Origin of the sequence: Aurantiacibacter hainanensis, assembly GCF_036321025.1 — a bacterium.
GTDB classification, from domain to species: Bacteria; Pseudomonadota; Alphaproteobacteria; order Sphingomonadales; family Sphingomonadaceae; genus Alteraurantiacibacter; species Alteraurantiacibacter hainanensis.
Map to the genome: position 1 here is coordinate 744,612 of NZ_JAZAPB010000002.1, position 13,882 is coordinate 758,493.

Annotated in this window: 10 protein-coding genes; 2 read left to right on the forward strand and 8 right to left on the reverse strand. The window is 64.3% G+C overall.

Annotated elements, in window-relative coordinates:
* Positions 1 to 29: 29 nt before the first annotated feature.
* Entirely contained in the window at positions 30 to 1,220 is a 1,191-nt protein-coding gene (locus tag AAA989_RS10975; RefSeq protein WP_338243502.1) for a DUF418 domain-containing protein, read from the forward strand.
* 27 nt (positions 1,221 to 1,247) lie between these two features.
* Here AAA989_RS10975 and AAA989_RS10980 read toward each other — a convergent pair whose 3' ends face one another.
* The 5 genes from AAA989_RS10980 to AAA989_RS11000 are packed head-to-tail and all read right to left on the reverse strand — an operon-like array spanning position 1,248 to position 7,325.
* Entirely contained in the window at positions 1,248 to 2,531 is a 1,284-nt protein-coding gene (locus AAA989_RS10980; RefSeq protein ID WP_338243503.1) for a glycoside hydrolase 5 family protein, read from the reverse strand.
* A gap of 38 nt (positions 2,532 to 2,569) precedes the next feature.
* A complete protein-coding gene (locus AAA989_RS10985; RefSeq protein ID WP_338243505.1) occupies positions 2,570 to 4,483 on the reverse strand; it encodes a sialate O-acetylesterase in 1,914 nt (637 codons plus the stop codon).
* A complete protein-coding gene (locus AAA989_RS10990) occupies positions 4,480 to 5,364 on the reverse strand; it encodes an SMP-30/gluconolactonase/LRE family protein (protein ID WP_338243507.1) in 885 nt (294 codons plus the stop codon). Before AAA989_RS10990 ends, AAA989_RS10985 begins: the two co-directional genes overlap by 4 nt.
* Positions 5,355 to 6,140 (reverse strand): D-xylose 1-dehydrogenase, encoded by a 786-nt coding sequence (gene xylB / locus AAA989_RS10995; protein WP_338243509.1) that lies wholly within the window; start codon positions 6,138 to 6,140, stop codon positions 5,355 to 5,357. The genes AAA989_RS10990 and xylB overlap by 10 nt, the downstream gene beginning before the upstream one ends.
* 60 nt (positions 6,141 to 6,200) lie before the next feature.
* The gene (locus tag AAA989_RS11000; protein ID WP_338243511.1) at positions 6,201 to 7,325 is read right to left on the reverse strand and encodes a fumarylacetoacetate hydrolase family protein; all 1,125 of its coding nucleotides are present in this window, start codon (positions 7,323 to 7,325) and stop codon (positions 6,201 to 6,203) included.
* 93 nt (positions 7,326 to 7,418) lie between these two features.
* Between AAA989_RS11000 and AAA989_RS11005 the strand changes: the two genes are divergently transcribed.
* A complete protein-coding gene (locus AAA989_RS11005) occupies positions 7,419 to 9,077 on the forward strand; it encodes a glycoside hydrolase family 43 protein (protein ID WP_338243512.1) in 1,659 nt (552 codons plus the stop codon).
* Positions 9,078 to 9,104: 27 nt separating this feature from the next.
* Here AAA989_RS11005 and AAA989_RS11010 read toward each other — a convergent pair whose 3' ends face one another.
* The 3 genes from AAA989_RS11010 to AAA989_RS11020 all read right to left on the reverse strand — a co-directional run bounded on the left by AAA989_RS11010 (position 9,105) and on the right by AAA989_RS11020 (position 13,793).
* Positions 9,105 to 10,139 carry a glycoside hydrolase family 5 protein gene (locus tag AAA989_RS11010; RefSeq protein ID WP_338243514.1) on the reverse strand — a complete coding sequence of 345 codons (1,035 nt, stop codon included), beginning with the start codon at positions 10,137 to 10,139 and terminating at the stop codon, positions 9,105 to 9,107.
* A gap of 98 nt (positions 10,140 to 10,237) precedes the next feature.
* Positions 10,238 to 11,245: a cupin-like domain-containing protein gene (locus AAA989_RS11015; protein ID WP_338243516.1), complete on the reverse strand. Its 1,008-nt coding sequence runs from the start codon at positions 11,243 to 11,245 to the stop codon at positions 10,238 to 10,240.
* A gap of 31 nt (positions 11,246 to 11,276) precedes the next feature.
* Positions 11,277 to 13,793, reverse strand: coding sequence for a glycoside hydrolase family 3 protein (locus AAA989_RS11020; RefSeq protein WP_338243518.1), 2,517 nt, complete (start codon positions 13,791 to 13,793; stop codon positions 11,277 to 11,279).
* Between the last annotated feature and the right edge of the window lie 89 nt (positions 13,794 to 13,882).

Genomic DNA, 13,882 nt, shown 5'->3' on the forward strand with positions numbered 1-13,882 from the left:
CGCGGGCCTGCCGCGGGAGAGGGGGCGGCGTGGGTAGCGAGACAATCGAAACGAAAGAGCGTATCGAACTTGTCGACGCGCTGCGCGGCTTTGCCCTGTTCGGCCTCCTCATGGTGCACATGGTCGAACGGTTCGAACTCTACTGGGTGGAGCCACGACCCGATCAGTGGTTCGACGCCGTCTTCGCGATCTTTGCGGGCAAGAGCTTCGCCATCTTCGCCCTGCTGTTCGGCTTCAGCTTCTCCACCATCATGGCCAGACGCCGGGATCAGGGGATCGACTTCACCGCGCGCTTTGCCTGGCGCCTCATACTCCTTTTCGCCATCGGGACTCTCCACGCGCTGCTGTATCGCGGCGATATTCTCCAGGTCCTAGCCATTGCGGGGTTGCTGCTGATCCCTTTCGACCGGGTGCGCAATCAACGCCTGCTCCTGGCCGCAGCTGCGCTGTTTTTTCTGCAGATTCCCCTGATAATACAGGCAATCCTTGCGGGTGCGGGCGTTCACGCAATGCAGCAACCGCCGCTGTTCTTTTCGGACACCGGCCTGCAGATCCTTGCCGAAGGTAGCCTGGCGCAGGTTCTGGCGGTGAATGCAGGCGTAGGGATGGCGGCCAAATGGTCGTTCTACCTCTCGACCGGTCGCCTGGGTCAGATCGCCGGCCTTTTCATCCTCGGCATGGTCCTGCAGCGTGCGGGCGTTTTCACGCAAGTTCGAGAGAAGCAGTCCCGATGGATCGCGGCCCTGGTCGCGTCGGGTCTTGTCTGGCTGGTGCTTGCGGGGTTTGGCAACGCCTTGGTTCCGCCGAGTCCTGAAGAAGGGGGCGCGCCAATGCAGGCGCAGGCGATGATCTGGGCGCTCGACAGCTGGCTGGCGCTGACCCTGGGGGCCTTCCAGGTCTGCGCCTTCGTGCTGCTGTGGCAGCCCCTTAAAGCGCTTCTGCGATGGTTCGTGTTGCCCGGCCGCATGACGCTTACCCTCTACCTCGGGCAATCCCTCGTGATGGTGCCGATCTTCTACGGCTTCGGACTGGGCTACTGGAACGAAATCAGCTCGGCACAGGCGGTCTTCGCCGGGCTGGCCTTCTTCGGTCTGCAGATCCTTCTGGCGACCGTCTGGTATCGCTCCATGCGCTATGGGCCGCTGGAATGGATCTGGCGGGCTGCCACCTTCGGAACGGTGCGCGTGCCCATGAGGCGCACCCGGGACGAGCCGATGTAGCGGGCCGACCTGACCGCAATCGGAGGGTCAGGCTAATCCGCCCGCCCGAGCGTGCGCGCGGATCAGTGCGAGCATTGTGTCATCGCTGTCGAAGTTGCCGTACCAGCCCTGCGGTTCGTGCGGGGGGTCGCCCATGTAGGCGAGGTCTCCGTCGCGAAATGCCGCGTCGGCATGGGCGGCGCGGGCTTCGCCGTTCCAAGCCCAGAAATTGCTGCCCGCTATCGGCCCCCCGTCAGCCCAGCTGCGTTCCACCGCATCGTAAATCAGGCGATAGAAGCGTCTGCGAAATTCGGTCGAGGCAGAGGGGGCGTAGCTCTCCCGATCGCGCGGAAAGCCGAACTCTTCCACCAGCAGAGGCTTGTCCATCTCGCGCGCCAGGGCGGCATGTGTATCGAGGTAATCGGCCGTGTTCCGCGCGGCGCCCGGCCATGTGCCACGCAGGTCGTCACCTTCGACCCAGCCCCAGTTGAGCGGCCATATATGCGCGGTGAGATAGTCCATGTTCCGGTGCGCGCGCAGCACCAGATCCAGCGCGCCGTTGGTTGCCTGCGTCCCTTCTTGTCCCAGCGAGACGAGGTGATTGCCGTCGAGGCTGCGGATCAGCGCGCCAGTCTCGTCGATCCACGCCTGATAGGCATCCCCGTATCGCGCGATCGCTGCATCGCTGCCGCCGGGGCGTGGCTCGTTGGCCAGTTGCCAGCTCATGATCGCAGGGTCGCTGGCGTAGCGAACGCCGGTCACCGAGTTGGTCCGCCCGACAACGCGTTGCAGATGCTCGTGATAAGCGGCGACCGCATTTTCGTTGGCATAGAAGGCCGCAGTCGCATCGGCGAAAGCGGGCCACGGGTGGGCTGGATCGCCCATGTCGATATAGTCGTCCGTCGCGCGCCACAGCAGGGTCTGGAGCCCACCGGACCATTCCCAGAAATTCGACAGGACCAGTACCGCCGTCATTCCGCGGGCGGCGATTTCGGCCATGGCATGGTCCAGCCCCTCGAACAGAAGGGGATTGGGCGAGCCGTCAAGCCGCGTGAATCCCGGCTTGATGGAATTCCTGAGCGGACCCTCCTCGCCAGAGGCCATGATCCGCAAGTTGTTGACCCCGAGGCTCTGCAGACGGTCGAGCTCGCGGCCAAGCCGTGCGCGGTTGCCGAACTCTGCATCGGCGCCAAGCCAGGCGGCGTACCACATGTTGGCGCCGACGATCCGGTAGGCCGCGCCGCCCCGCGTGAGAGATACGCCCTCGCGCCTGACGAACTCCTGCGGGGCTCTGGCCGTAACGCAGCCTGTCAGCATTGTTGCTGCCGTCAAACCCGCGCACCCTGCAAGGATGGTGCGGCGGGTGAACATCAGTCGGTAACCTCGAGTTCGAAGCCGGGAAGCGGCAGCTCGCGCTGATCGTAGACATTCACGATCGGCGCATCGGACCAGGCATGTCGGATGCGCGTTACCTGCTGGTCGGCAGGAGCCTTCAAGATCAAGGTCGATCCTGTGACGGCGGCGTCAGCCCAGTGGCAACTGTCTTGGGAAGACCCGCACGTTTCGACGCCGAGGGGGACGGGCCCGCCGAACGCGCGAAGATCGCCTTCGATACCGGTGAATCGCACGACAATCATGTCGCTTTCCCGCGTCGCGCTTTCCGGCATCGGCATGGCCGCGCCCTCCGCCGCCAGGGCGAGGCGTGTGCCCAGAACGTTCTTATTGGCGGGGTGAATGTCGGAAGGTTCGCCGATATCGATCGCCGTCACCAGGGCGGCGTTCTCGTCTGCCACGACGGCGTCGAGCTGTTCCTGTCGCAGTTGCGCCCACCCGGATTCCACCGGCTCGCTTTGCCGTTCGCCGTAGTCCGCCAGCTGCACGACGATCATTCGCGCCTGCTCGCCGAACTGCCGCCGCCAGCCGGCGAATAATTCGCGTAGCTTGGCATCGTAATCGGGCTGGCCCACATCGCTCTCGCCCTGATACCAGGCCACCCCGGCAAGCCGCATCGGCCCCAGCGGGGCAATCATGGCATTGTGCATGACGCCGAGGCCCGCGTTGGCATCCCAGGGCGCGCGCGGAGGCGTGCCCTGGACGGCGCCGATGGCGTATTCCCAGTCCGCGCCAAGCGGGATCGGCTCGCCTGCGCCGGGAGAGAAGAAGAGGCGCTCGGGTCCGGCGAAAAATCCGCCCGTATCCCAGGCGTTGTTGGCGGCGATCAGCACTTCGTTCTCGCCGGCGCGAAGATAGTCTGCCGGAACTCGGTAGGTTCGCTCGACCCCCCAGCCGAAGGTGTAGCCGACTGGATGGCCGTTGACCCAGGTCAGGTCGAGATCGTCGATCGCCCCAATGGCCAGCGATCCTTCGGCAGCGGCCTGTTCCGGCGTCAGCTCAAAGGTCTGGCGTAGCCACACATTGGCCACCGGCTGCGTATCGAGGCCTGTGCCTTCCCATTCATTCCAGAACGAGAATTGCGGAATGGGCTGCCAATCGAGCATGGCGCTATCGGTCCAGGGCTCGCGCCCCTCATCGTTCTCGCGCCACCATGCAAACCACTGCGGCACGAAGGATTGCGCCGCGGCAAGGGGATCGCGCTCGTAGAGCATGAGCTGGGAAAGCGCTTCCTCGCCGTGCATCTCGCGCACGCCGCCGGGTGAAAGCCATGCGCGCGCGGCGCTGCCGCCCCAGTTCGAATGGATCAGTCCGACGGGCACTTCGGGTCGGTCCTCGCGCAACTGCTTTGCCATGAAGAAGCATGCGGCGGAAAAGTCCGCCACGGTCTCGCTGGTCGCTGCCACCCATTCGACCGGTTCGGCGAACTGTGCCTGCGGCGTCGCTGCGGTATCCTTGGGCACGTTCAGCAAGCGGATTCCGTCGTCGGGCGCGAGCCTCAGCTGATTGGCGGTATCGAGCGCGCGCGTGACCGGGAGTTCCATGTTCGACTGGCCCGAGCACAGGTAGACATCCCCGATCAGCAGATCCGTGTAGGTGGACTCGCCGCTGGAATCCTCCAGTGTCAGCGACATGCTCCTGCTGCTGGCCTCCCGGGGAGAGAAGAAGAGGGTGAAGCTGCCGTCCTGATCGGCTGTCGCCGTGGCAGTCTCTTCGCCAAGCGTACCTTCGACTGTCTCACCGGGCTGTGCCGTACCTGCAATCGCTATCGGCTCGCCGCGTTGCAGGACCATGCCGCCCCCATAGGCAGGGCCTGCTTCCGGTGCCGCCCACGCAGGCCCGGCCAGGAGAAGCAGGGCACCTGCAAGGGCGAGGGAAGGGCGGTGCTTCATCCGAGTTTTGCGAGCGGCTGGGCAAAGCCCCGCACGGGCGCCTCGAAGGTCAGGAGTCCGCCCGCGAGTGGATATTGTTCCATGTCGGCAGGCTCCATGTTCTTGGTCGCCGTGGTGACATAGCCGGTGCCGAGATCGCTGCCCCCGAACGCCATCTTGGTGATGTCGCGCGCCGGCATTTCGATAGTGGCGACAAGCTCGCCATCGGGCGAGAACCGCGCCACCTTGCTGCCGAGATAGAGGCCGGTCCACAAATGATCTTCCGCGTCGACCACCGGGCCATCGGGATAGGCATCGGGAAAGAGTGCGCCGGTATCCGCGAAAGGACGCGCCTCGCCCACGCCGCTGCTAGAAAGATCGGCGACGAAAATGCGCTGGGCTGTCGTGTCGGTGAAGTAGATGCGCGATCCCGAGGCATCGACTGCGGGCCCGTTGGTGATCGTGATCCCGTTCGGCCCTGCCGGCCTGATCTCGCCGCGGTCGAAGACGTAGAAGCGGCCGGATGCAGCGCCCTCGCTGTCGTCCATGGAACCGAACCATACGCGCCCCCAGGGGTCGGCGCAGGCATCGTTCAACCGGTTGCCACTGGGTTCTCCAGGCACATCCATCAATTTCGCGAAGGACTTGTCCTCCGGATCGAACACGTACAGCCCATCCTGAAGGCCGCACAACAGCGATCCCCCTTCGGCCGGGATCGCCCAGCCGATCTGACCGGGAGCTTCCGCAAATGAGTTGCTCCCCGTTTCGGGATCGTAGTGCCACAGCCTGTGCCGCTTGATGTCCACGAACCAGACGACCTGCCGAACTGGGTCCCACAGAACGCCTTCGCCAAGCAGGCTTTGCGCATCGAGCGCACGTTTGACCTCGGCCCTTATCTCCATCCTGCGTCCACCCAGTAATTGTGCGCGGTGCAGAAACGCGCGTCGTCGGAAGCGAGAAACAGCGCCATCGCGGCAATGTCGACCGGCTGGATGCGTCCGTCGAGGCACTGTGCCGCGACGATCTCCGCTTCGCCTTCGGGTGAATACCATTTCATCTGGCGCGGCGTCTGGACGTTGCCGGGAATGATCGTGTTCACCCTTATGTTCTGGCGCCCCAGTTCGCGGGCGAGGCTGCGCGTCAGTCCCTCGATCGCCGCCTTGGCGGTCTGGTATATGGTGAGGTCTTCCAGCCCCAGATGCCAACTGATCGAGCCGAGATTGATGATGGAGCCGCCGCCGGCGTCGCGCATGGCTGGCACGACGGCCTTCGCGGCGAAGAACTGGTGCTTGAGATTGACCGCCATACGGTCGTCCCAATAGTCGGATGTCACATCCGCAATTTCATGACGGTCGTCATTGGCAGCGTTGTTGATCAGGACTTCGCAGCCACCCAGCTCATCGATCATGGTCGCGATCGCCCTGCCATAGGCATCGCAATCGGTGACATCGCACTTGATGAAGAGCGGTTCGTGCCGAGCGCCTTCAAGGCCATCGACTACGGCCCGGCTCGCGTCGTCCTGCACGTCGACAAAAGCGACGCGCGCGCCCTGGCGGGCAAATCCTTCCACCAGCCCCGCACCGATCCCCGATCCGCCGCCGCTGATGATTACCCTCTTGTCGACCAGGCTCGGATAGACGGCGGCCTGCCGCTCCGTTGCCAGAATTTCCTGCGCCATCCGGCTCATTTCCCTGTGATTTTCATTGTTGTCTTGTCTCTCGCCGGCGTGTGATGCGCATCAGACCCGGTCGATCAGACCGCGCGATGTCAGATTGCGCACGAATTCGGTGATGCCCATGGTCCAGGGCGGGGCGTCGCGTGACGTGGTGACCGGGTTGGCCAGCGTGCCGATCCGGTCCGACCTGATCGTGACCACGTCGCCCACCTTGTGGGTGAAGCCGGCTCCCGGCTGGTCGCGATCCTGCGTCGGAGCAAACAGCGTTCCGCAAAAGAGGACGAAGCCGTCCGGATAATGGTGTTCTGAAAGGCACTGGCGCACCAGTTCCAGCGGATCTCGGCTAATCTCCGCCATGATGTTCGTGCCCTCCAGCCGGTAACCCTCCGGTCCCTCGATCAGCAGATCGACATTGGCCTTGCGCACGTCGTCGATGGTGAAGGTGTCGTCGAATAGGCGGATGAACGGGCCGATTGCGCAAGACGCGGTATTGTCCTTCGCCTTCGACAGAAGCAGCGCTGAACGCCCTTCGAAGTCGCGCAGATTGACATCGTTGCCCAGCGCCGCGCCAACGACCTCGCCTTGTGGATCGCAGACCAGCACCACCTCGGGTTCGGGGTTGTTCCATTGCGAATCCGAGCGCACGCCGATGGGGGCGCCGTGCCCGACTGACGACAGGACAGGCGACTTGGAAAAAATCTCCGCGTCGGGGCCGATTGCCACTTCCAGATATTGCGACCACATGTCCTCGGCAATCAGCGCCGCCTTCAGTTCCTGCGCGTCCGCGCTGCCGGGAACGACGGACCGGATGCCCGATCCGACCTTCTCTTCGAGCTGGGAACGGATTTGTGCAGCCTCTGCCGCGTCCCCCCGCGCACGCTCCTCGATCACCCGCTCAATGGCGGAAAGGGCGAAGGTCACGCCGCTTGCCTTGATGCATTGAAGATCGATCGGGCTGAGCAACTCCCAGCCCTCGGGCAGGCCGTCGGCGACCTCGCCAATCAATCGGCCCCCGGCAAACTGCCGCCGTGCGACCGCCGTGGAGACCGAGGCGACCTCACTGGTGAGGTCGAACAGCTTGCCTTCCACAATGGCAATGACCACCGGTCCCTCGGGCGAACTGGCGCGCCCCAGGAATTGGCCTTCCATGAAATCCTCGGCGAGTATCGATACCAAATCTACGGCCATTTTCGGCTCTTGCCCTCCCAATTGGGAGCGCTACCATAGGAAGGAGCGAGAAGGGGGGCAAGGACAAAATCCCGCCCACTGAAAGGGAGAAACATGGGTCGAATCACCACCAGCGCGGCATTTCTGCTTGCCGCCGTATTGCCTGGCTTGCCGGCGTCTGCACAAACGAGCGCGGATTTCGATTTCGTCGAATACGCCGCCCTCGACCCGGCGCCTGAGGCGGAAGCGGATCATTATCGGAACCCCGTGTTGCCGGGCTTTCATCCGGACCCGTCGATCGTCCGCGTCGGCGACGATTTCTATGCCGTGACATCGACGTTCAGCTGGTGGCCCGGCCTGCCGATCTTCCACAGCCGCAATCTGGTGGACTGGCAGCTCGTGGGCAATGCCATCAACAGGCGCGATCAGATGGATTTCTCGGGCTTGGGCACCAACCGCGGCCTCTTCGCCCCGGCCATCACCCACCATGACGGACGCTTCTGGATTGCGAACACCTGCATCGATTGCGGCGGCAATTTCGTCATCACCGCCGACCGTGCCGACGGGGAATGGAGCGACCCCGCCTGGCTGGATTTCGGCGGCATCGATCCCTCGCTCTACTTCGAGGATGGCCGGGCCTGGATAGTCTACAACGACGCGCCGCCGGGAGAGCCCCTTTACGAGGGACATCGTGCCCTGTGGCTGCAGGAATTCGATCCCGAAGCGATGAAGATGTTGCCCGAGCGCACATTGCTGGTGAACGGGGGCGTGGACCTTTCGCAGCAGCCTGTCTGGGCCGAAGGACCGCATATCTACAAGATCGACGGCTGGTATTACCTGCTGGCGGCCGAGGGCGGCACGGCGGACCAGCATTCCCAGACGATCTATCGGTCGCGCAAAATCGATGGACCATACGAGCCGGGCCCGATCAATCCTATCCTCACCCAGCGCGATCTGCCTGCTGACAGGCCCGACCGGGTCGAGGCAACCGGCCACGCGGACATGGTGCAGCTGGACGACGGCAACTGGTGGGGACTGTTCCTGGCGACGCGGCCATTCGCTGGCCAGTCGACACTGCTCGGCCGGGAGACGTTCCTGCTGCCGGTGCAATGGCAGGATGGCTGGCCGTTCTTCCTGGAGCGCGGCGAGCCGGTTCCGCTCGTCACCCGGCGGCCAGACCTTCCTGCGTTCGACGGGGAGGAATGGGACAACTGGCGCGACGACTTCGATGCCATCGCGCTTTCGCCCGAATGGATCACGCTCCGCAGCCCCGGCGAGCGTTCGCAGATCCTGCACGACATAGAGACGGGCGCGATGCGGCTCGTCCCGGGCGAGGCTGCGGCGGGAAGCCTGTCGCGCCCCGCGTTCATCGGGCGCAGGATGCGGCACCATTCGGCGCAGATCACCACCTCGGTCGATTTCGAGGGCGAACGTATCGGAGACTTCGCGGGATTGCTCGCCTTCATGGATGAAGGGCATTTCCTGACAATCGGGCTGGAACGCGCGGCGGAGGGGGCGCAGGTCGTGGTTCGCATGCGCAAGGACCCGGACGACAGTGAACTTGGCGAAGTCCTCCACGAGGCAGCCTGGCCGCACGATGCCGCCGAGCTTCGCCTGACCCTGCGCGGGGGCAGTGCGGTGCCAGCCTGGCGCGCCGCCGGTGAAACCTGGAACGAGTTTCCCGCCGTCGACGTCGAACCTCTCGCCTCCATCCACGCGGGCCTGTTCACGGGCCTCGTCGTCGGCCCTTACGCGGTGGCGGGCGAGCGCTAGAAACGCTCGCCTTCACCCGCGTACCGACTATTCCGGCAGACCGATGGCTGCGCGCATTCCCGGCAGCCATTCGCCTTCTTCCCGATCCCAGAACGGGAACGTATTGGCATAGCCCCAGACGCAAATGCCGATGCCGGTGGGCTCAAAGGCTTCCCGCACCGTCCGGTGATAGGTGGCGCGATCCTCGGTCGAGATATGCAGGTCGTAGGCACCGGTTTCACCCATGAAGGGAACGAGGCCGGTGCGTTCGATGTAGCTGCGCACCTTGTCCACGTCCGCGGCCAATCGTTGGCGATCTTTCGCCGTCGGAAATTCGCGTCCCGGCGGCGGAACGTCGGGCTCTGTCCAACTGGCGCCCTGATGGGTGAAAGCGAAAGGATCGTAATAGTGGAAGGTGGGATAGATATTCTGATCGCTGGGTAGCGGAAGGGTCGCGAGCGAATCGATGCCGCTCCAGTTCTCGCCCCCGATGATGACAGGGCGTGTCGGATGGCTGGCTCTCACCGCTTCGAGCGCAGGATCGAGGGTTTGCAGCAGGTTCGAATGATCGAAATTGTTGTGCGGCTCGTTCTCCAGCTCGAACCAGAGGCTGTCTTCCGGATACCCCTCGAACCGCTCGGCAATCTGCCGCCAGACTGCTCCATGCCATTCGGCCACGGCGAGCGGGTCCTCGTGGATGGGGTCGAAATGGTGACTGTTGAGGATGACATTGAGGTCGGCTGCCAAGGCTTGGTCGACCACTTCCTGAACCCGGTCCATCCAGGCGGGATCGACGGTCCAGGGCGCTTCCTGCAGGGTCTTGTTGTGCCAGCGAACGGGAAGGCGAACGGTATCGAAACCCGCTTCGCTGATCCGGGTGAAGTCTTCCGCCGCGATTGGCGCGCCTCCCCAACTGCTTTCCTGGTTTGCTTCGAGCATGTTGCCCATGTTGACGCAGGTTCCGACCGGCAGCCCCGATGCCGAGGCCGATGCGGTAGTCGCCGGAACGGCTGGCGTCGACTGGGCCATTCCCAGAGCCGGAAGTGACAGCAGGCTGATACCCAGAAATAAGGTGCGCTTCATCGGAACATCTCCCTTTGCCGACCGCCTTTGACAGTCTCTTCGGTAGCGCTACCATGAAGCCAAATCTCGGGCAAACCGTCCGTTTCGAAACGGGCCGGTTACTGTCCTGCAAGAACCTGCAAGATGAAGCGGCGGATCATTTCGTCGCGCTGCGGTGAAGGCGGACCGGTCACCGTGCGGGCGTGGGGCGGCAGATGTTGCGCGGCTTCGGGCGCAGATTCATCGAAGACGAAATGATCGAACCACGAACGCCACGCTTCGCGTTGCCCCGGTGGGTGGTCGCGGATGGCAAGGATCGCGTGGACGAGCGCCAGGAAACCCCCTCCGTGCCTCGCGTCGTTGTGCCAGTAGTTGACGAGAACGCTGATCGGATCGCTGGCCTGGACATGATGCCACCACAGCGTGGGAATGTAGATCGCATCGCCGGGTTCGAGGTCTGCAACCTGGCCAAGGCGCTGGGCCTCTGAAAAGCGCGGGTAGCGCTCGAGATCGGGTGAGACGGGATCGACCATGCTGACCGGCTGGCCGGCAAGCGTCATGTCCAGGGGGCCGACATAGAGGTTCGGGGTCGCCTCCGGCGGAAAGAGCGTGAAGCGCCGCTTGCCCAGGGCGACGACGGCGAAGTTGTCCGACAGGTCGAAGTGCGTTGCGACCTGCGTTGCATTTCCCAGCCACACGCGAGTGACCGGGTTCATCTGCCGCGAAACGAGCGGGAAGCGGTGTTCGCTATCGAACCGGGGCAGGTGAGCCTGTGTCGCGGCGGCCCCGGCATAGATCCCGATCGGATGGGGCATTTCGCTGATTTCCAGCAGGTGCTGGGCGAGCTGGGACAGGCTCGCCTTCTGGCGCTGGAAATTGAAGCCGCGCAGGTCGGCGGAGTAGAAGAACCGCCCCTTCTCGGAAGGAGGGGCGATCATCAGGTCGGTGGGTGCGCCGTTGTCGAGACCGGTGAGGTAGGACATTGCCTGGGCCGCCGATTCCTTGCCGGCCTCGATGAGAGGCCAGTCGGCAACCGCGCCGCGTATCACGACAGGCTTGTAGAGCGGCCTGATATCGCGATCGAAGCTCTCGGGATCGGTGGCGGCAATTTCCTCGACCGGGCTCATGCCACGAGGTACTAACAGCAAATCCGATCGATCACGAACACGGAAGCGTCACTTCTGCATCGGTACCCAGCCGCACTTCGCCGATGGCATAGTCTGCCGACCCCGTCGTCCTCAGGACGAACGGTTCGGTAAGCTGCTCGACGCTGGCCCCATGTTCACGCAGGCAGCGCAGGGGAACGCCGTAGCGCACCCACGCTTCGCTGGCAGGCAGCGCGACCTCGGTGAAGCCCTCGCTGTCCGGCCCGATGGCTCCCAGCATCGCGCTGTCGGGCGAGTCCCAGACCTTCAGGGTCACCAGCAGCATGACGTCTGCGTTGGTCTCGCGGTCGATGTTCAGCGCATCGAAGTTGCGCAGGGAAACACTGGCGGTGCCATCCTCGATCGTGAACCGGCGAGCGCCTTCCTGCACGCCGAAGTTCTCCGCCGAGATTGCCACACGGCCTTCCAGCGCTTCGGCGGGCACGGTCGTGATGCGCGTCTGCGCGTTGGCGTTGCCGCCGTTGACGAGCAGCGACCAGCGGGGCGCGGGAGCCCCGGCGCTGAACCAGATCCTGCTGTCTCCGGCCGCGTCGCCAAGATCGATTTCGGGAAGGTCTTGCCAAGCGGACGGCGGGCTGTCGTAGGTGAGACCGTATCCAAGGTCGAACAGGGCTCCGTCCGCCATGTCGGCTGTCCGTGGCCAGTCGGCAGGCAGCTTGCCGGTGAAGTCGAACCGCGCCGAACCGTCGGGGTTCGCGACAAGCACATCGGCAATGCCGCGGCCCTCGCTGCCGGGCAGCCAGGCGACCACGAATGCATCCGAGTTGTTGAGCGCGGGGTTCACGTAGAGCGGGCGACCGGTGATCATCAGCGCGACCACGGGAATGCCCTGCGACTGCAACTCGCGCATGGTTGCGTAAGGGCCGGTCAATTCCGTATCCAGCGCCAGCGTCGCGCGGTCGCCCTGGAATTCCGCGTATGGCTGTTCACCGAAGACGACGACAGCCGCGTCGGGGCGCTGCGAGAAACTTCCATCGGGCGAAAGCTCGGCAGTGCCGCCGCCCGCTTCCACCGCCTCGCGAAGGCCGCTCCAGATCGAGGTCGCACCGGGAAAATGGGAGTTGTCGATACCGGTGCCCTGCCAGCTCAGCGTCCATCCACCGGACTGCCGGGCGATATCGTCCGCACCCTCTCCTGCGACCAGCAACCGGCCGCCGGGTGCCAGCGGCAGCACGCCATCGTTGCGCAGCATCACCAGCGACTTGCGCACCGCTTCGCGGGCGATGGCGCGATGCTCGTCGGCTCCCAGCAGATCGTATTGTCCCGCCAGCGGCCTTGTCGAAGGGGCGCCTGCGTCGAAGATGCCGAGCCGGGCCTTCACCTCGAGTATGCGCGTTACTGCCTCGTCAATGCGTGACATCGGGATTTCACCGCTCTGAGCACGCGCCAGCAGATCGTCGTAGACGGCGCGCCAGGTATCGGGCGCCATGTACATGTCGATACCGGCCATCAGGGCCTGCGGGCAGCTTTCGTTCGTGCACCCGGCCACCTGCCCGTGCGCGTTCCAGTCGGATACCACTAAGCCGCTGAAGTCGAAGCGATCCTTCAGCACGTCGGTAACCAGCGACCGGTTGCCAGTCATCTTCACGCCTTCCCAGCTGGAAAAGCTGATCATCACCGTGGCCACGCCCTCCGCTATCGCGGGGCCATAGGGCAGGCCGTGAATATCGCGCAGTTCCTCTTCGCTGATGGAACTGTCGCCCTGATCCACGCCGTTGTCGGTGCCGCCATCGGCAAGAAAATGCTTGGTCGAGGCAATGACGTAAGGCCCCTCCAGCAGGTTCTGGTTGCTGGGCGGGCCCTGCAGGCCGCGCACCATGGCCCCCACGTAGGACGCGACGAGTTCGGGGTCGGAGGAATAACCCTCGTAGGAACGCCCCCACCTGAAGTCCTGCGGCACCGCCACCGTGGGCGCGAAGGTCCACTCCTGCCCCGTCACGCGGATTTCGCGTGCTGTCGCCGCGCCGATGCGTTCGACCAACGCCGCATCGCGCATGGCGCCCAGCCCGATGTTATGGGGGAAGATGGTGGCGCCGATGATGTTGCTGTGGCCGTGGACAGCGTCCGTCCCCCAGATGATGGGAATTCCCACCCCGCCGTCGCTGGTATCGACAGAATGCCGGTAGAATTCGTCTGCCGCTGCGAGCCATTCGGGCGCCGGGGCCAGGTCGTTTCCATTGGGGCCGCTGTTTCCGCCGACGAGGATCGACCCGAGATTGTAGGTCTGCACGTCCTCGGGCGTGACGCAGCACAGGTCCGCCTGCACCAGTTGCCCGATCTTTTCCTCCAGCGTCATCCGCGAAAGCAGTCCGGCAATCATGGCGCGATCCTGCGCCGGGACGACGACGGGGTAATCGTATTCGGGCCAGATGGACGGATCGGCCACGCCCGCATCGCTTGTCGCCAGCGGCCTGGAGGGAGGGCTCTGTCCGGTGTCAGCGCCCGGATAGGCACAGGCCGAAAGAAGCAGCGCTGCCACGCCGGACAACAACTTGGTCGTGCTGATCATAGTCTTCCCCACCCACTGCAGCGCCAATGTTCCCAAATGTGAGCGCTATCTTTTTCTAGTTCAGTTGGGACAGCCTTATTGCGGCATCG